The 17,390-nt window shown below is 48.5% G+C and carries 17 protein-coding genes and 1 riboswitch; of the genes, 16 read left to right on the top strand and 1 reads right to left on the bottom strand.

Annotation, left to right across the window (positions count from 1 at the left end; translation table 11 throughout):
• Positions 1-22 precede the first annotated feature (22 nt).
• The 12 genes from ACAN55_RS20280 to ACAN55_RS20225 all read left to right on the top strand — a co-directional run bounded on the left by ACAN55_RS20280 (position 23) and on the right by ACAN55_RS20225 (position 11,184).
• A complete protein-coding gene (locus ACAN55_RS20280; RefSeq protein WP_379137097.1) occupies positions 23-793 on the top strand; it encodes a TatD family hydrolase in 771 nt (256 codons plus the stop codon).
• A gap of 200 nt (positions 794-993) precedes the next feature.
• Positions 994-1,227: riboswitch (cyclic di-AMP (ydaO/yuaA leader) on the top strand.
• 286 nt (positions 1,228-1,513) lie between these two features.
• Positions 1,514-2,662, top strand: coding sequence for a resuscitation-promoting factor (locus ACAN55_RS20275; protein ID WP_379137094.1), 1,149 nt, complete (start codon positions 1,514-1,516; stop codon positions 2,660-2,662).
• Between the two features lie 174 nt (positions 2,663-2,836).
• Positions 2,837-3,388: a ribonuclease M5 gene (gene rnmV, locus ACAN55_RS20270; RefSeq protein WP_379137091.1), complete on the top strand. Its 552-nt coding sequence runs from the start codon at positions 2,837-2,839 to the stop codon at positions 3,386-3,388.
• On the top strand, positions 3,385-4,269 hold the full coding sequence (gene rsmA / locus ACAN55_RS20265) for a 16S rRNA (adenine(1518)-N(6)/adenine(1519)-N(6))-dimethyltransferase RsmA (protein WP_379137089.1): 885 nt from the start codon (positions 3,385-3,387) through the stop codon (positions 4,267-4,269). The genes rnmV and rsmA overlap by 4 nt, the downstream gene beginning before the upstream one ends.
• A 71-nt stretch (positions 4,270-4,340) precedes the next feature.
• Positions 4,341-5,243: a sporulation peptidase YabG gene (gene yabG, locus ACAN55_RS20260; protein WP_379137086.1), complete on the top strand. Its 903-nt coding sequence runs from the start codon at positions 4,341-4,343 to the stop codon at positions 5,241-5,243.
• Between the two features lie 269 nt (positions 5,244-5,512).
• Positions 5,513-5,788, top strand: a complete 276-nt coding sequence (gene veg / locus ACAN55_RS20255) for a biofilm formation stimulator Veg (protein WP_379137083.1) — start codon at positions 5,513-5,515, stop codon at positions 5,786-5,788.
• Between the two features lie 167 nt (positions 5,789-5,955).
• On the top strand, positions 5,956-6,132 hold the full coding sequence (locus tag ACAN55_RS20250; protein WP_379137080.1) for a protein sspF: 177 nt from the start codon (positions 5,956-5,958) through the stop codon (positions 6,130-6,132).
• A gap of 148 nt (positions 6,133-6,280) precedes the next feature.
• Positions 6,281-7,135, top strand: coding sequence for a 4-(cytidine 5'-diphospho)-2-C-methyl-D-erythritol kinase (gene ispE, locus ACAN55_RS20245; protein WP_379137078.1), 855 nt, complete (start codon positions 6,281-6,283; stop codon positions 7,133-7,135).
• Positions 7,136-7,207: 72 nt separating this feature from the next.
• On the top strand, positions 7,208-8,032 hold the full coding sequence (purR, locus tag ACAN55_RS20240; RefSeq protein WP_379137075.1) for a pur operon repressor: 825 nt from the start codon (positions 7,208-7,210) through the stop codon (positions 8,030-8,032).
• 194 nt (positions 8,033-8,226) lie between these two features.
• Positions 8,227-8,517, top strand: coding sequence for a septation regulator SpoVG (gene spoVG / locus ACAN55_RS20235; RefSeq protein ID WP_042123119.1), 291 nt, complete (start codon positions 8,227-8,229; stop codon positions 8,515-8,517).
• Positions 8,518-8,744: 227 nt separating this feature from the next.
• Positions 8,745-10,145, top strand: coding sequence for a bifunctional UDP-N-acetylglucosamine diphosphorylase/glucosamine-1-phosphate N-acetyltransferase GlmU (glmU, locus tag ACAN55_RS20230; protein ID WP_379137070.1), 1,401 nt, complete (start codon positions 8,745-8,747; stop codon positions 10,143-10,145).
• 85 nt (positions 10,146-10,230) lie between these two features.
• The gene (locus tag ACAN55_RS20225) at positions 10,231-11,184 is read left to right on the top strand and encodes a ribose-phosphate diphosphokinase (protein ID WP_379137068.1); all 954 of its coding nucleotides are present in this window, start codon (positions 10,231-10,233) and stop codon (positions 11,182-11,184) included.
• Between the two features lie 138 nt (positions 11,185-11,322).
• On the opposite strand, the gene ACAN55_RS20220 is transcribed toward ACAN55_RS20225, so the two are convergent.
• Entirely contained in the window at positions 11,323-11,523 is a 201-nt protein-coding gene (locus ACAN55_RS20220; protein WP_379137066.1) for a hypothetical protein, read from the bottom strand.
• Positions 11,524-11,623: 100 nt separating this feature from the next.
• Between ACAN55_RS20220 and pth the strand changes: the two genes are divergently transcribed.
• From pth to ACAN55_RS20200, 4 genes are all read left to right on the top strand, one after another.
• Positions 11,624-12,184: an aminoacyl-tRNA hydrolase gene (gene pth / locus ACAN55_RS20215; RefSeq protein ID WP_379137063.1), complete on the top strand. Its 561-nt coding sequence runs from the start codon at positions 11,624-11,626 to the stop codon at positions 12,182-12,184.
• A gap of 82 nt (positions 12,185-12,266) precedes the next feature.
• Complete coding sequence (locus ACAN55_RS20210) at positions 12,267-12,497, top strand: anti-sigma-F factor Fin (RefSeq protein ID WP_379137060.1); 231 nt, start codon at positions 12,267-12,269, stop codon at positions 12,495-12,497.
• A 129-nt stretch (positions 12,498-12,626) separates the two neighbouring features.
• Entirely contained in the window at positions 12,627-16,151 is a 3,525-nt protein-coding gene (mfd, locus tag ACAN55_RS20205) for a transcription-repair coupling factor (protein WP_379137057.1), read from the top strand.
• Positions 16,138-17,175, top strand: coding sequence for a peptidylprolyl isomerase (locus tag ACAN55_RS20200; RefSeq protein ID WP_379137055.1), 1,038 nt, complete (start codon positions 16,138-16,140; stop codon positions 17,173-17,175). Before mfd ends, ACAN55_RS20200 begins: the two co-directional genes overlap by 14 nt.
• Positions 17,176-17,390 lie beyond the last annotated feature (215 nt).

The raw sequence follows: 17,390 nt of genomic DNA, 5'->3' as shown, positions 1-17,390 counted from the left end.
AAAGCTTGGAAGGGGAACGAAAATGCTTCTTTTTGACACACATACACACCTGGATGCTCCGGAATTTGACGAAGATCGTGAAGCTGTAATTGCACATGCCGTCGAAGCCGGAGTCAGCAAAATGATCAACATCGGTTTTAACCGCGAAACGATTCCAACTACGATGAAACTTGCCGAAACCTATGATTATATTTATGCAGCCGTCGGTTGGCATCCAGTCGACGCTATCGATATGCTGCCAGGGGACCTCGACTGGATTGCTTCCCTCTGCAGTCATGAAAAGGTGGTCGCCATCGGTGAAATCGGACTGGATTATCATTGGGACAAGTCGCCAAAGGATGTTCAACAGCGCGTGTTCCGTCAGCAAATCGGTCTTGCCCGCGAGCTGGGTATGCCCATTTCGATTCATAATCGTGATGCCCATGAAGATATCGTGAAGATACTGCGTGAAGAGAAGGCAAATGAAATCGGCGGAGTGATGCATTCTTTCTCTGGAAGCTGGGAAACGGCTAAAATGTGTCTCGATTTAGGTTTTCATTTGTCCTTCGGGGGACCGATCACGTTCAAGAATGCCAGAGTGCCCAAAGAGGTACTTGCACAGACACCTTTAGACCGGATTTTGATTGAAACGGATTCCCCATATTTGACACCACACCCATTTCGCGGCAAGCGTAATGAGAGTGCTAATGTGAAGCTGGTAGCCCAGGCAGCAGGGGAAATAAAAGGGATAAGCTGGGAGGAAATGGCTCAAATTACGTATGCGAACGCACTGGAACGATTTGGGATTGTGTGAAAACGGGAGTAAAACAGGTGAAAAAAAGAGTATAGACGATATATTAAACTTTTTTAACACATAAACGGCCGATTATTACAATATTTTAATCATTTTTTTACGTAAACGTGCTTGAAGTGAACTTTACAACCTGCATCAAAACAGGATATTATCTTTTCAGTGCAATGAGCTGTTGATATTTGTAAACGGCCATTGATTCATGAATCGTCTCGCTGAGTCTCCGTATGGAGAACGGGGGAACCAATAATGGTTAGCCGCATCCTATCACGTACATAGAGTACACATTGAGAAGTGCCGCAAACATTATTCGATTTCTTCACGTGGTCTTTGGGGTGAATTTGAGGGCAACCGCCGTGAGCGGGTGACCTGAGATAGGGCGTCTCTCTTTCGTCCGAACCCGACAGCTAACCCCGTAAGCGCAAGTAAGAGAGGAAACCTCGTGCATGAGCCGTGTTTTTTTGAAGCTCGGAAAGCCACGAAAGAGTCCTCACAGTACTCTTTTTCAGGCTTTTTTTTGTTTTGAATAAAGCGGTCACCTCCGACATACTGTTATACGACAGGAGTGGGAGAAGCTATGCCGGGCAGGCGATCCATGAGCAGGAGACGCAATCTGAAGTAAGGCGTGTCCTGTGACAATCTCAAACTAGTTTTCGTCAGAACAGATACAGTCAGCTTTGTTAAGCATGTAGACGACGGGACTATGTAAGGAGGATGGAGAAAATGGGCGTATTCCAACCAGAGGCAACCCATGATTCACAATCATCCAGCAGGTCTTACGCAATACGGTGGGAACAAGTGAATTTGCGCGTACTTTCACTTGCAGGCGTGATTTCAATCGCTGTCGCGCTGTTAATTCTGCTGTACGTACACGGTCAAAGCAGCAAACAAATCAGTTTAGTCATAGACGGACAAGTGCAGAAGTTCGAAACCCGGGAATCGCTGCTAAGCGAGATGCTAGCGAAAGAACAAATTATTGTGCAGCCGTACGATGAAATATCCATAAGCCCCAGTGATACGCTACAGGACGGCGACCGTGTTGTCATCACCCGTGCCAGGCCCTTTAGTTTAACGGCGGACGGAACAACACAAACCATGTACACAACTGAAGGCACCATAGGAGAAGCCATCGATAAACTCGGCATCGAACTACAGAGCTATGACAAGATCTTCCCTTCGATAGACACCACTATAGCCGCCAATATGGAAATCAAGGTCATCCGAATCAACAAGCAAATGGTTGAGCGGACCGAAAGCCTTCCGTTCCGTATTATCAAGACCGCGGACCCCACCTTAGCCAAGGGAACAGTTAAAGTAACGCAAGCAGGCGTACCAGGCGTAATGATCCAGCACATTGAGAAGACTTACCAAGATGGTGAGCTGGTATCTATGCGAATGATAGGTAAGGAAGTACAGACAGTTACCAAAGATAAGGTAATTGCCGTTGGTACCAAAGTGATTCCTAAGCCCGTTGTTGTTGCAAAAACCACCCAAAAAACCAAATCCGTCACAACCAAAGAGAACGGCAATAACGTCACGAGCAAAGCAGGCGTTGACTTCGAGTATAAGAAAATAATTAAAAACGTCTCGATGACTGCCTATTCTTCGGAAGAACCGGGTATTGGAACACGTACCGCCTCCGGAACACGCGTAACGGAAGGCCGGACGATTGCAGTTGATCCTGATGTAATTCCCATGGGATGGTGGGTTTATATCGAGGGACTTGGTTTCCGCCGTGCTGAAGACACTGGTGGCGCCATCAATGGCAATAAAATCGATGTCTACTATGAATCACTCAGTCACGCACGTAATTTTGGACGTAAATCCCGTACCGTCTATGTCATTGGTCCGGTGAAGCCTGAACTGAATTAATGTTCTATTTTGCAAATCAGCTTTTAATAAGCTATAGTGATGAGAGCAGAATATGGAAAAGTCCATGAACTTTCAGAGCTGTCGCTCAGCACTTATACAATTCTTTAGCCAAAGAAGAGGGGCAGATCCTCTTCTTTTTGCGTTTTCCGTATTTACCTGAAAGGAAGATTGTCAATGATTAAGGAAATAATAGTTGTTGAAGGCAGAAGTGACACTGTGGCCGTCAAACGGGCTGTACAGGCCGATACCATCGAGACTGGAGGATCGGCGGTGAACAGCAGAATCATTGCTAAAATTGCCCTCGCGATGGAGCGGCGCGGTGTGATTATACTGACTGACCCTGACCATGCAGGGGAACGTATCCGCAAGATCGTTGCTGCAAAAGTGCCGGGATGCAAGCATGCGTTTATTCCGGAGAAAGATGCTACCCGTAAAGGGGATATCGGAGTGGAGAACGCTTCGCCTGAAGCGATCCGCCATGCCTTGGCACATGTTCACACGGCATACGATGAAGCAGAGCCGGTGATTGGGATTGAGGATTTAATGGCAGCGGGTATGCTGGTGCACCCGGAAGCCGCAGAAAGAAGAATGGCCCTCGGCAATCTGCTGGGGATTGGATATTGTAACGGCAAACAGCTGTACAAGCGGCTGACGATGTTTGGCATCACGCGGGAGGAGTTTGCCAGTGCTCTCGCACAAATCGAATTAGGAGGCTCCACTTCATGAACGGCAGAGAGGAAATATCTTCACCAAGAAGAACCAAGGAAATTATCCAGCGTTACAACTTTTCATTCAAAAAAAGCTTAGGCCAGAACTTTCTCATCGATCAGAATATTTTGGATAAAATTGTGGATGCAGCCGGGCTAGATGAACATTCAGGAGCGCTGGAGATAGGACCGGGAATTGGTGCCTTGACGGAACGTCTGGCAAAAGCAGCGGGTGCTGTAACTGCCGTTGAAATCGATCGCCGCCTGATTCCAATTCTGCGGGATGTATTATCGCCGTACCCCCATGTGAAGGTGCGCAATGATGATGTGCTCAAGGTGGATCTTAAAGAGCTGTTCGCCCAGGATTTCGCCGGAGTGGAGAAAGTCAGTGTAGTGGCCAACCTGCCCTATTACGTGACCACTCCTATTTTGATGAAATTGCTGGAAGAGAAGCTGCCTCTGGCGAACATCGTCGTGATGATTCAGAAGGAGGTTGCCCAGCGGATGGCGGCCTCACCTGGCGGCAAGGAGTATGGAAGTCTGAGTATAGCTGTGCAATACTACAGTGAGCCTGAGCTTGTCTGCAAGGTGCCGAGAACGGTCTTTATTCCTGAGCCGAATGTAGAGTCGGCTGTAATCCGGCTGAAGGTAAGGGAGCATCCTCCTGTTCAGGTCGCTGATGAGAAGCATTTCTTCGATGTGGTTCAAGCGTCCTTTGTTCAGCGGCGCAAAACGATCGCGAACAACCTGAAAGCCCGGTATTTTGCAGGAGAAGGCAGGGAGCGTCTGGAGGCACTGCTGGCAGAAGCCGCAATTGAACCATCACGGCGTGCAGAGACATTAAGTCTGGAAGAATATGCTCGTCTTAGTGAAGTGCTGCTCTCTGCGGGAATTGTCTAGGTTAAAAACAAGTAAGGAATATGAACCAACCATGACCTTTGCCCATACGATGGGGTAGAGGTGATGTTCTGATGAATTTGGGAGACCTGGTCGTTCGTAAATCTTATGGCGGCGATATAACTTTTCGCGTGGAGCATATGGTACAGAATAGAGCTGTCATCAAGGGAACCGAATTTCGCCTGCTGGCGGATTCACCGGTGGACGACTTGATTCAAGTGCCTCCTACTGGCACGACAGAGCGGGGACAACGGGCACAGATTAAAGCTATGGAGTCACTTAGTCAGCTGCAGAAGGACCGGCAGGAACAAAGTCAGCGAAGTATAGGAGCTGTCGCCAGCCCTTGGGCACAGCAGGCACCACAAGAAGCGTCTCATTTTGAAGTGCCCGGGAAGGTGCTTCATCTGGATGGAGACCCTACGTACCTGAATAAAAGTCTTAGCCTGTACGAGCAGCTGCGGATTCCTGCCGAAGGGCATTATGTCCGGGAATCGGCTATGGCTGACACCCTATACAGATTGCTTCCTCGGGTACGCCCGGATATTGTGGTCATTACGGGCCATGACGGTGTACTAAAGCAACAGAATGCTTATGATCTGGTTAGTTTGAATAGCTACAAGAACTCTCAGAATTTCGTAGCGGCGATCCGGGTGGCCAGGGAGTATGAACGTCATTTCGATGCCCTTACGATTGTAGCAGGAGCCTGTCAGTCCCATTTTGAAGCGCTATTAGGAGCTGGAGCCAATTTCGCCAGTTCACCGGGGCGTGTTCTGATTCATGCGCTTGATCCCGTATACGTTGCGGCAAAAGCCTCGTTCACTTCGGTTCGAGAGACGGTTAACCTTGGGGATGTGCTGAATCATACCATTAGCGGCAATCAGGGGATGGGTGGCATTGAAACCCGGGGCAGCTTCCGAATCGGAATGCCAGGACTCAAAAATTTGTCTACTCTTAAGGTAACACCGTCCGTAATGTGAAGTCGTGAGTACCAATGATCAAAGGGTTGTACCAAAGAAACACCTCCCGAAATGCAGAATACGGAAGGTGTTTTTGCTATTATTTACCGATAAACTTCATTCAATATTTAATGAATACTTCTGTTAACAATGTGTAAAATACTGTTATACCTAATATCCAAAAAAATTTCGTTGACAACGTTTTTTACATACTCTATAATTATTTATTTAATTTGACAATTGATAAAAAAAGCGGTATAATGGACAAGGAAAGAGGTGGTCGTCAGGCAATGGCTAATAACTCGCTGTTGGAAATTAAACGCAGTCTCGAAGCTCATGTCGGTCATAAGATTACGTTGCGTGCAAACGGTGGTCGCCGTAAGACCGTCGAACGCACCGGAGTCCTGGAAGAAACGTACCCTTCTGTTTTCATTGTTAAACTGGATCAGGAGCAGCAAACATTCAAACGCGTCTCCTACAGCTATACCGATATACTTACTGAATCTGTGGAAATTACGGTCTGTGAAGAAGACGGGCAGATGCGGGTTATGTATATTAAAGCTTAACTGTCTGTTTAGAAACAGCTTTCCTCCGGGGAGGCTGTTTTTTGCTATCTCCCGCCATTTAAGTATGAGTACTTTAAGCGGGGATCATGCATGATTGAGCCGGGCAATACCCATACTATGTGAGCCATCTGTTTCTTTATCCAATACCCGAAGGAGGAATTCCGTAGATGAGCCGCAGAAGACGGAGTATGATGTCGGAGGAACTGAAGACGGAGCTTGCTAAGGACCTGGGGTTCTATGACACAGTAGAACGTGAGGGCTGGGGTGGAATCCGTGCGAAAGATGCGGGAAATATGGTCAAACGGGCAATTCAGCTAGCCGAGGAGGCTGCCCGTAAGTCATAATAACGCCACAATCTGGTTGTAAAGGAAAGAGTGCTCGCTAAACGGCGGTGCTCTTTTTCACGTTTCATATTAGAATGGACTTAGAAACAAGTTTCTCATATAATATGTTAAGTTGTTTTGAGGGAAAAGTTGAAGGTGGGTGAACGCCTTGAAGATGTATGAAAAAGCGCCGGCTAAAATTAATTTAATGCTGGATGTGCTGCATAAACGTGCTGATGGTTTTCATGAAGTGGAAATGATTATGACTATGGTGGATCTGGCGGACCGTTTGGAGCTGTCAGAGATGCCAAGAGATTCAATTATCATATCAAGCCAGGCGGGTTATATCCCTCTGGATGAGAAGAATTTGGCCTTTCAGGCGGCCAGGTTAATTAAAGATCGTTACGATGTGAAGAGCGGCGTACATATTCATCTGGACAAAAGAATTCCTGTTGCAGCCGGTCTGGCTGGAGGCAGCAGTGACGCCGCAGCGACGCTGCGTGGACTGAACCGTTTATGGCGCCTGGGTATCCCAGAGAAAGAACTGCTGGAGCTGGGGGCAGAGCTGGGATCTGATGTGCCGTTTTGTATCACCGGTGGGACAGCCCTTGCTACAGGGCGAGGAGAGAAGCTAACGCCGATTACAAATCCGCCGCAATGTTGGGTTGTGCTGGCTAAGCCGCCGATCAATGTATCGACAGCGGAGGTATATGGCAAGCTGCGCAGCGGGAACATTGCCGTCCATCCTTCTTCCCGGGCGATGATCGAGGCGATTGAGGAAGGTAATTTTCAGGATGTGTGCGGGCGGCTGGGCAATGTGCTCGAAGAGGTGACATTAAAGCTACATCCGGAAGTGCAGCAGCTTAAAGAAGCCATGATCAAATTAGGGGCAGACGGCGTATTAATGTCTGGAAGCGGACCTACTGTATTCGGACTAGTATCCAAGCAGTCCAAGGTTGCCAGAATCTATAATGGTCTGCGCGGATTCTGCAAGGAAGTGTATGCTGTACGGATGTTGACGTAGCAGAGTCTTGTGTAAACCCGTACAAAAGTGATATATTTCTTCTATAATATTCGGTTTTGGCGAGGAGATTCTGTGAATAAACTTAAAAGAAGCCAGCGTTTGGTAGACATGACCCAATTTTTGCTTGAAAGACCGCATGAGCTGTTGCCGCTGTCCAGATTTGCCGACCGTTACGGAGCTGCCAAGTCATCCATCAGCGAGGATTTGGGGATTATCAAGGAAGTGTTTGAAGGCGAAGGCATGGGTGAACTGCAGACACTGGCGGGTGCAGCGGGTGGGGTGCGCTATATCCCAAAAATGCCCGGTGAAATGGCACTCTCTTTTGTCCGGGAGTTATGCGTGCAGTTAGAGCAGAGTGACCGGATTTTACCGGGGGGTTACCTGTACATGTCGGATCTCCTGGGGCAGCCTACCTTGATGGAGCAAGCGGGGAAGATTATTGCTACGGCCTTTTACGGAGTGGAGATTGACGCTGTCATGACCGTAGAAACGAAAGGGATTCCGTTGGCATATGCGACTGCAGCCCAGCTAGGCTTGCCGGTTGTACTGGTGCGCAGGGATCACAAGGTAACAGAAGGATCTGCAGTAAGCATCAATTATGTCTCAGGCTCCCATAAGAGTATACATACGATGTCGCTGTCCAGAAGAGCGCTGAAAGAGAAGTCGCGGGTACTGATCGTCGATGACTTCATGAAAGCAGGCGGAACCGTACGGGGCATGATTGATCTATTGGGGGAATTCGGGGCCGTAGTGGCTGGTGTGGGCGTGCTTGTGGAATCGGATGCCGTGGAATGGGAACAACGGTTATTGCATGATTATGTGTCACTCGTGAAGCTGAGCGAGGTTGATTCTAAAGAAAAGCGTATCTCCGCATATCCAGGAAATCACTTCTCCTAATAGAGCAGGAAGTATGGAAAATTGTCGAATATATGAAGAATTTTGGTGCGGACTCTCGAATTATGTCAAATACATTTGCACCTCAAAAAAAATCTTCTTTAACAGTCATTTATTGGAATCAAAAAGAAGGAATTCGCTTTGCAGTGTGGAATTATACACCAAGTCTCTGATGGAAAAAGGTGGTGAACACACACATGCAAATTACGGATGTCAGACTCCGCCGTGTTAACTCTGAGGGGAGAATGAAAGCAATCGCATCCATTACCATCGATAACGAGTTTGTTGTTCATGACATTCGCGTCATCGACGGCAATAACGGGATGTTTGTTGCGATGCCCAGCAAACGCACACCGGACGGCGAATTCCGCGACATCGCTCACCCGATCTCGTCGGGTACCCGCGAGAAGATTCAATCCGCAGTCCTGGCTGAGTACGATCGCGCCGCTACGGAAGAAGAAGAAGAAGTTATTGAAGAGGGAGCCTAGGCTTTCTTGGAAGGCTGCTGCTCCCAGGGCAGTATAAGGCTATACCGTTTTTTTCAAAAGAAAAGCTAACGCTGGTGCTCGAAGTCAGTTGACTTCTTTTAGTACAGTGAAATTGCTCTTCTTATTGGGGTTCGAAGAAAAGAGAACCATTACCTATGGTTCTCTTTTCTTTTTGCCTGGAATGAGATATATTCAGTAGTGAGTTCAAGAGTAGGAGGTTGGCATTCTTGAAAAGAATGGCTGTAGTTCTTGCCGCAGGCCAAGGCAAGCGAATGAAATCTAAATTATACAAAGTGCTGCACCCCGTCTGCGGTAAGCCGATGGTAGGGCACGTGCTTGATACAGTAAAAGCGACCGGATGCCAGCGTAGCATTGTTATTGTTGGGCACGGAGCGGAAGCGGTTCAGGCTTATTTGGGCGACAAGGCGGAATATGTGCTGCAGGAAGCGCAGCTCGGTACAGGCCATGCCGTGAAACAGGCCAAGAGTCTGCTGGGAAGTGAAGAAGGGACAACTATAGTTATTTGCGGTGATACGCCGCTTGTAACGAAGGAGACCCTGGAAGGACTTATGGCTATGCACGAGGAGAACAGTGCAGCAGCAACTGTATTGACCGCTGTGATGGAACAGCCGGCAGGATACGGACGGATTATACGTGATGAGAACGGCGGAGTCCAAAAGATCGTGGAGCAGAAGGATTGCACTGCGGAAGAAGCTGCCGTACGGGAGATCAACACGGGTACTTATTGTTTTGATAATGCCAAGTTGTTTGACGCTTTAGAGAAAGTGACGAACAGCAACAATCAACAAGAATATTACTTAACGGATGTTATTGGGATACTCCGTTCCCAGGGTGATGTGGTTCTAGGTTACCAAACTGGCGATGCCGCAGAATCCATCGGGGTTAATGACCGTTTGGCATTATCGGAAGCCGAAGCCCATATGCGTCAGCGTATTAACCGTCAGCACATGCTGGGTGGTGTAACCATTATTGATCCGGCTTCCACGTATATTGGAGCCGAAGTAGTAATTGGAGAAGATACGACGCTTTATCCGGGAACCATCTTGAAAGGAAAGACTGTGATTGGCAGCAATTGCATTATTGGACCTTCCAGTGAAATCGAAAACTGCGTGATTATGGACGGAGCGGAGATTAAGAATTCCGTACTGAATCAGGCACAAGTCGGCGCACGGACATCCGTTGGGCCTTTTGCCTATTTACGCCCGGGTGCAGTGATTGGTGAAGATGTTAAAATCGGTGACTTTGTTGAAGTTAAGAATGCCACGATTGGCGACGGCTCCAAAGTCTCACATCTTAGCTACATTGGTGATGCTTCTGTCGGCAAGAATGTAAATGTTGGCTGCGGAGCAATTACTGTGAATTATGATGGATATAATAAAGCCAAGACAGAAATTGAGGACGATGCCTTTATCGGCAGCAACGTCAATCTTATCGCTCCCGTCAATGTAGGCAAAGGGGCTTTTGTTGTAGCTGGTTCCACGATTACTCGTTCGGTTCATGAGAACGATCTCGCTATTGCCAGAGCACGTCAGGAGAATAAACCGGGGTATGCGGAGAAGATCCGTTCCCGCGCGAAAGCGAAGAAAAACCAGACAGGTCCATCGTAAGCGTTAATGAAAGCGCCGGACGGACCACGAAGATCCGCGCCGGTGCTTTTGAAAGTTAAATTCCGTCACGGAGGGTTTAAACGTTATGACTTATTGTGATTCCAAGTTAAAAATCTTTACCTGCAACTCCAACCCCAAGCTTGCTCATCAGATTGCCGATTACATCGGTATTCCCATGGGTGAATCCCATACGACCAGTTTCAGTGACGGAGAAATCCAGGTTAAACTGTCCGAAAGCGTACGTGGATGCCATGTCTATATTGTCCAATCTACATGTGGCCCGGTTAATGACAACCTGATGGAGCTGCTCGTTATGGTAGATGCCTTGAAACGGGCTTCCGCCAAGAGCATCAACGTTGTTATTCCTTACTACGGATATGCCCGGCAGGACCGTAAGGCCCGTTCACGTGATCCGATTACGGCCAAGCTGGTTGCTAACCTGATTGAAAAAGCAGGCGCTCACCGTGTCATTACGATGGATCTTCATGCCATGCAGATTCAAGGTTTCTTTGATATCCCGGTAGATCATTTGCTCGGCGTGCCGATTCTGGCCCAATATTTCCGCTCCAAACAAATCCAGAACCCCGTTGTTGTATCTCCGGACCATGGTGGTGTAGTACGGGCAAGAAAGCTTGCTGATTTCCTGAATGCTCCGCTTGCGATTATTGATAAACGCCGTCCGGAACCCAATGTCAGCGAAGTAATGAACATTATCGGTAACATTGAAGGCAAAACGGCGATTCTGATTGATGATATCATCGATACAGCCGGAACAATCGTTCTGGGAGCCAATGCTCTGATGGAGGGCGGCGTGAAGGAAGTTTATGCTTGCTGTACGCATCCTGTATTATCGGGACCTGCGCATGAACGTCTGGAGAACTCTCCGATCAAAGAAATTATTGTAACGGATACGATTCCAATCCGCAGCGAGAACCCGACTTCCAAGCTGAAGGTCCTTTCGGTAGCTCCGCTTATGGGTGAAGCCATTATCCGCGTGCACGAAGAGTTGTCCATCAGTAAGCTGTTCGAGATTGAATAAGATACAAAGAGAAACAGCCTCTCCATCCTGCTAAGGACGGTTATTCTGTTCTCAGAGAATGATAAGTCTATATTAAAGGGTTACACCCCCGTTTACGGAGATGTAACCCTTATCGTGTAATACCGGCTTGACCCCGTCCTAATAACCGGGACGGGATATGAATGTGAATAATCTGCGGTTATAAAGGGTTCCCTGCAGCTCGGCAAAATGGTCATCTGCGGCTGTGAGTACCCCGATATCAATATGTTCGTTGCCCCTGAAGACTTCAACAGGTACAGCGTATTGAATATGATATTGAAAATGGCGTTGCAGCGTCAGAATCTCACCCTGATGTAACATAAGCTCATCACCTGTCTTCGAAGTAAAATGCAGTTAAGGATATTGTACCAAAAATGGACATCTCCTGCCGGAGAGTCTGTATGAAAGGAAAGGTTTCATCATGAAATGGATAGTCGGATTAGGAAATCCGGGCTCGCAATACGCCAAGACCAGGCATAATGTAGGCTTTATGGCTTTAGACGAGCTTGCGGGCAGACATGGGATTGCCTTCAACCAGAGCAAATGTAAATCCGTGATCGGTGAGGGCAATATCGGCGGAGTGAAGACGGTACTCATCAAACCGATGACATTTATGAATCTTTCCGGTGAAGCGGTCCGTGCCTACATGGATTATTACAAAGTGAAGCTTGAGGATATGATTGTTGTCTATGATGATCTGGATACAGAGATTGGTAAAGTACGCCTTAGATATCAGGGTAGTCCCGGAGGGCATAACGGAATCAAGTCTATTATCCAGCATACAGGTACGCAGACGTTCAACCGTGTGCGGATGGGAATCTCCCGTCCCGAGCCGGGATTTGCCGTAGTGGACTATGTGTTATCTTCTTTCCCCAAGAAAGAAGGCGATAAACTGAAGACCATGCTAGAAAGTACGTGTGATGCGCTTGAGTACAGTCTGCAGCATACGTTCGAGCAGACGATGGCTAAATTTAACGGATAGAACAGCGTAATGGGAAGATTCGGCTAAACCCCGGAGGATGAGGGCATACTGAAGGCATACATTACCTTCAGGAGGCATATAGATGGCAATAAATTATGTTTGCAGGCACTGCAGAACATTTCTCGGGAGCATTGATAGAAGCGAGGCTACAGAGATGCAGCTTGGCCTTCATTCCTTGACCCCTGCGGAGCGCAGAGATATAATTGCGTATGATTCAGGTGGCGAGATCACGGTGAAGGTGACTTGCGATTACTGCAAGGAAGCCTTGGATAATAACCCGGAGCTTAGTCTGCTGGCCAGTCCGCTTCAGTAGTGGAGGCGGTGCTTGTCTTATCGCCATCCGCAAGCCTTGGCCTCACAGCTGAGGCTTCTTTTCGATTTTAATTATGACAGGAGTGGCGGCTGCGGCCGCTTGGCCTGTTCAGTAAGAGAGGTGCGCCTTTTGTTGCAAGGTCTTATAGAAGCTTTTTCCAAAGACCCCGATTTTCAATCTGTAACCCGGGGCGTTGCTGCAGGAATGAAAGAGCAGTTGATTTCTGGACTCTCTGGATCAGCGAGGCAGATTATGCTTGCTGCGCTGCACGAGGAGACTTCCCGTCCACTCCTTATCGTTACCCATAATATGTTCTCGGCACAGAAAATGGCTGAGGATCTTCAGGAAGCGCTTTCTCCTGACAGGGTGCTGCTGTATCCTGCCAATGAGCTGGTTGCTGCCGAAGCCGCAGTTTCAAGTCCCGAGACTCTGGCTCAGCGTATTGATGTCCTGACGCGATGTGCACGGGGCTTCCGTGGCATTGTGGTCGTTCCGTATTCCGGTGTGCGCCGGCTGCTGCCTTCACCGCAGGTTATGGCCCTGGCACAGGTTACGGTTTCCCAGGATGCGACGCTTGTGCTGGAGGATTTTTTGCTGTCCATGATTACTATGGGATATGAGCGTGTAGAACGTGTAGAGAATCGCGGAGAGCTCAGTGTACGGGGGGGCATTATTGACTTCTATCCCATGACTTCTTCCTTGGCATACCGGGTGGAGCTATTTGACGATGAGGTCGATTCGATCCGCACTTTTGACCCGCTGGATCAGCGTTCCATTGATAAGGTTCGCAGTGTAACCATCACACCTTCCAAGGAGATTATCGCTGATAAGAACCGCCAGGGGTACGCTGCTTCCGAAGCTGCTGCCATGCTGGAAAGACAGCTGGAGAAAATGACGGACCGGCAGGCCAAACTTCGTCTGCGTGAGGAGATAGGCCGGGAGCTGGAAATGCTGCGGGAGGGTACTTATTTTCCGGAAATCTATAAATATATCAGTCTCCTTTACCCGGAGCGCACGCATTTATATGATTATATGGTTGAGGATACCCTGCTTATTTTTGACGAGCCAGCGCGTCTTCTGGAGACGGCGAAGCAGCTTGAACGCGATGAGTCGGAGTGGAACCTGCATTTGCTGCAGAACGGCAAAAACCTGCCGGATCTTCATCTCTCCGTGGATACGGATGTGGTCATGTACCATCGTCCATTCCAGAGCTTATTCATGTCTATTTTCCTGCGTCAGGTTCCTCATGTTCAACCACAGAACATTCTGGGCTTTATCAGCCGCGGGATGCAGGATTTTCATGGCCAAATGAACGTCCTGAAGTCTGAAATGGAGCGCTGGCATAAGTCCGGCGTGAAGGTTATGATGCTCGCAAACGGTGAGGAACGGATTGAACGTGTCCGACGGGTGCTGTATGACTATGGAATTGAAGAGCCCACCATCATTCAGGGGAACCTGGGCTCAGGTTTTGAGCTGCCTTCCATTCATCTGGCGGTCATCACCGAGGGTGAAATGTTCTCCCAGAAGCAGCGCAAGGCGCGCAAAGTTTCGAAGGGAATCGATAATGCCGAACGAATCAAGAGCTATACAGAGCTGAAGATCGGCGATTATGTGGTTCACCAGAATCATGGGATCGGCAAGTACATGGGAATTGGAACGCTTGAGGTCAGCGGAATCCACCGGGACTACATGCACATTATGTACGCCGGAGGCGACAAGCTTTCTGTTCCTATCGAGCAGATCGATCTGATTCAGAAATATGTAGGTTCTGAAGATAAGGAGCCAAAGGTCTATAAATTAGGCGGAAACGAATGGGCCCGGGTAACGAATAAGGTGCGTTCTTCTGTACAGGACATTGCCGATGATCTGATCAAGCTGTATGCCGAGCGTCAAAGCGCCATGGGATATGGTTTCGAGAAGGATACACAGGAGCAGCGCGAGTTTGAAGAGATTTTCCCGTATGAGGAGACACGCGACCAGATTCGGGCGATTGAAGAGATCAAGAAGGATATGGAACAGAACCGGCCGATGGACCGGCTGCTGTGCGGCGACGTAGGCTACGGCAAGACCGAAGTGGCAATTCGCGCCGCATTCAAATCGGCGATAGAAGGCAAGCAGGTGGCCGTGCTGGTACCGACGACGATTTTGGCCCAGCAGCATTATGAAACCTTCCGGGAGCGGTTCTCCAATTATCCGATTAACATTCAGGTATTGAGCAGGTTCCGCAGTCGCAAAGAGCAGAACGATACCATTAAAGGTGTCCGGCAAGGTACGGTTGATATAGTCATTGGCACTCACCGCCTGCTTTCACAAGATCTTGTATTTAAAGATCTGGGCCTCTTGATTGTCGATGAAGAGCAACGTTTTGGCGTTACCCATAAGGAGAAGCTGAAGAAGCTGAAGACCAATGTCGATGTCCTCACACTGACAGCAACTCCAATTCCGCGCACACTGCATATGTCCATGCTGGGTGTACGTGATTTGTCGGTTATTGAGACACCGCCGGAGAACCGTTTTCCGGTACAGACGTATGTGGTGGAGCATAGCCAAACCCTTACACGAGAAGCTGTAGAGCGCGAATTGGCCCGTGGCGGCCAGGTGTACTATTTGTATAACCGGGTTCAGGGAATTCAGGAAATGGCGGCGCAGATCTCCATGCTGGTTCCGGAAGCGCGGGTCGGTATCGGTCATGGACAGATGTCAGAGTCGGAGCTAGAGAAGACCATTCTCGATTTCTTAGACGGAGAGTATGATGTGCTCGTCAGCACCAGTATTATCGAGACCGGCGTGGATATCCCTAACGTCAATACGCTCATTGTACATGATGCCGATAAGATGGGACTTTCCCAGCTGTATCAGCTGCGCGGACGTGTCGGCCGGTCCAACCGGATTGCCTATGCGTATTTCACGTATCAGCGGGACAAGGTGCTGACAGAGGTTGCGGAGAAACGTCTGCAGTCGATTAAGGAATTTACGGAGCTTGGTTCCGGGTTCAAAATAGCGATGCGTGACCTCTCCATTCGTGGAGCAGGTAATTTGCTGGGGGCGGAGCAGCATGGTTTCATTGCTTCCGTTGGTTTCGATCTCTATTCACAGATGCTGGCGGAAGAAATCCGTAAGCGGAAGGTAACTGTACTGGGCGAAGAGGACACATCGCTGAAAGAAGGCAACACTGTCATTGATTTGGCGATAGACGCCTATCTTCCATCCGAGTATATTTATGACAGCATTCAAAAAATAGAAATTTATAAAAAGGTTGCAGCCGTCACCTCGTTTGATGAAGCGGCAGAGCTTGCGGATGAGCTGCTCGACCGGTTCGGAGAGCTTCCGGAAGCGGTGGAGAATCTGCTGGCCGTCGCCAGGCTGAAGGTGTATGGCAAAATGTACGGCATCGATTCCATGGTCAGAAGGGGCGAGGAAGTCTCGCTCAACTTCTATGAAGGGCGTACCGGTGCTTTTGATACGGCAAAGCTCGCTAAGATTGGAAATCGCTACGAAAGACGTGTACAATTTGATAGGGACGCGAAAGCAGCGATCCGGGTGAAGTCAAAAGGGCTTGGGGATAAAGAGCTGCTTGGCTTGCTCGAAGAGTTCCTGGGGGAAGTCAAACAGTCTTTTAAATCGAAGGGAGAATTACACAATGTCGTTAAATAACAAAAAATCATGGAAGGTGCTGCTGGTATCGCTAGTTGCCGCAGTGTCCTTCTCCATGCTGTCTGCATGCAGTAATAACAATAGCAATACCAGTGCCGAGGATACAAGCGCGGCCGTAGCAACTTACGATGGCGGTACTATTACCGAGAACGAATTCAATATGGATCAGCAGGTTATGAAGTTCCTGTCGCCGGAGCAGGCGCAGTATTTGGAGATTGCAGAATTTAAGGAATCCATACTGAAGCAGGAAGTGGCCTTCGAATATCTGGCAGGCAAAGCGAGCGATGATGCGAAGAAGGAAGCCGAGAAAGAAGCCGATGTTCAGGTGTCGAAGATGAAAGAAAGCCTTGGCGATACCTATGAAAGCACGCTGAAGGAACAGAAAATCTCTGAAAGCGACATCCGGACTTACATGGTTCGCGTATTGACTGTGTATCAAGATATGCTGCTTAAGGTTAAGGATGAAGAAGTGACTAAATATTTTGAGGAGAATAAAGGTGACTTTACGGTAGCTACGCTTCGTCACATCCTGATCCAATTTAAAGATTCGGAAGGCAAAGAACGCACCAAGGAAGAGACTCTGAAGCTGGCTCAGGATGTGAAAGCTAAGCTCGATGGGGGCGCTGACTTCGCAGAAACCGCGAAGCAATATTCCGAAGATCCGGGCTCCAAGGACGCTGGTGGTCAATATAAGGATGCAACACTTGGAACGTACGTGGAGGAGTTTAAAAAAGCCGCTCAAACCCTGCCGTTGAATACGATCAGCGATCCGGTAGAGACCGCTTACGGATACCATGTAATGAAGGTGGAGTCCCGTACTGAGAAGACATTTGACCAGTTGACCGATGACGAGAAAGAGCAAATTAAGAGCAGCGTTGCTTCTGCGAACCTGCAGACTTTCCTGGAGAAGGATCTGGATGGAATCGTGAAGAGTATTAACCTGCCTAAGAGCTCCGCACCTGCAGCAACTGATGGCGGTACTGAACCGTCGGCATCCCCAGCTGCAACTGAAGCGGCTAAATAAATCTGATTTCAGATGGACAGGCCTTTCCCGGTGAACTCCGGTATTTCCCTGTTTCAGTTCAATACCGCCCCGGTATCCGGGGCGGTATTTTTGTATGAAATCGACCTCTGTTGGGCCGAAATTCTAATCAAGTAATGTTATGTATAAGGATCTGGAAAGAGATGAATACTAGGCTCAGATATCAAGAGTAATCACTGGGATTATCCTTCCCATAA

The organism is Paenibacillus oryziterrae (assembly GCF_042610485.1).
In the GTDB taxonomy this organism is placed as follows: domain Bacteria; phylum Bacillota; class Bacilli; order Paenibacillales; family Paenibacillaceae; genus Paenibacillus_AQ.
The sequence above is the reverse complement of the archived record's forward strand: the minus strand, read 5'-3'. Positions and strand labels throughout refer to the sequence as shown.

Coding starts and splice junctions, on each gene's coding strand:
- rsmA (WP_379137089.1), top strand. CDS start 3,385: ATGAACGGCAGAGAGGAAATATCTTCACCAAGAAGAACCAAGGAAATT.
- ACAN55_RS20220 (WP_379137066.1), bottom strand. CDS start 11,523: ATGTTACATCAGGGTGAGATTCTGACGCTGCAACGCCATTTTCAATAT.
- spoVG (WP_042123119.1), top strand. CDS start 8,227: ATGCAAATTACGGATGTCAGACTCCGCCGTGTTAACTCTGAGGGGAGA.
- ACAN55_RS20225 (WP_379137068.1), top strand. CDS start 10,231: ATGACTTATTGTGATTCCAAGTTAAAAATCTTTACCTGCAACTCCAAC.
- ACAN55_RS20275 (WP_379137094.1), top strand. CDS start 1,514: ATGGGCGTATTCCAACCAGAGGCAACCCATGATTCACAATCATCCAGC.
- yabG (WP_379137086.1), top strand. CDS start 4,341: ATGAATTTGGGAGACCTGGTCGTTCGTAAATCTTATGGCGGCGATATA.
- veg (WP_379137083.1), top strand. CDS start 5,513: ATGGCTAATAACTCGCTGTTGGAAATTAAACGCAGTCTCGAAGCTCAT.
- pth (WP_379137063.1), top strand. CDS start 11,624: ATGAAATGGATAGTCGGATTAGGAAATCCGGGCTCGCAATACGCCAAG.
- rnmV (WP_379137091.1), top strand. CDS start 2,837: ATGATTAAGGAAATAATAGTTGTTGAAGGCAGAAGTGACACTGTGGCC.
- ACAN55_RS20210 (WP_379137060.1), top strand. CDS start 12,267: ATGGCAATAAATTATGTTTGCAGGCACTGCAGAACATTTCTCGGGAGC.
- ACAN55_RS20280 (WP_379137097.1), top strand. CDS start 23: ATGCTTCTTTTTGACACACATACACACCTGGATGCTCCGGAATTTGAC.
- ACAN55_RS20250 (WP_379137080.1), top strand. CDS start 5,956: ATGAGCCGCAGAAGACGGAGTATGATGTCGGAGGAACTGAAGACGGAG.
- ACAN55_RS20200 (WP_379137055.1), top strand. CDS start 16,138: ATGTCGTTAAATAACAAAAAATCATGGAAGGTGCTGCTGGTATCGCTA.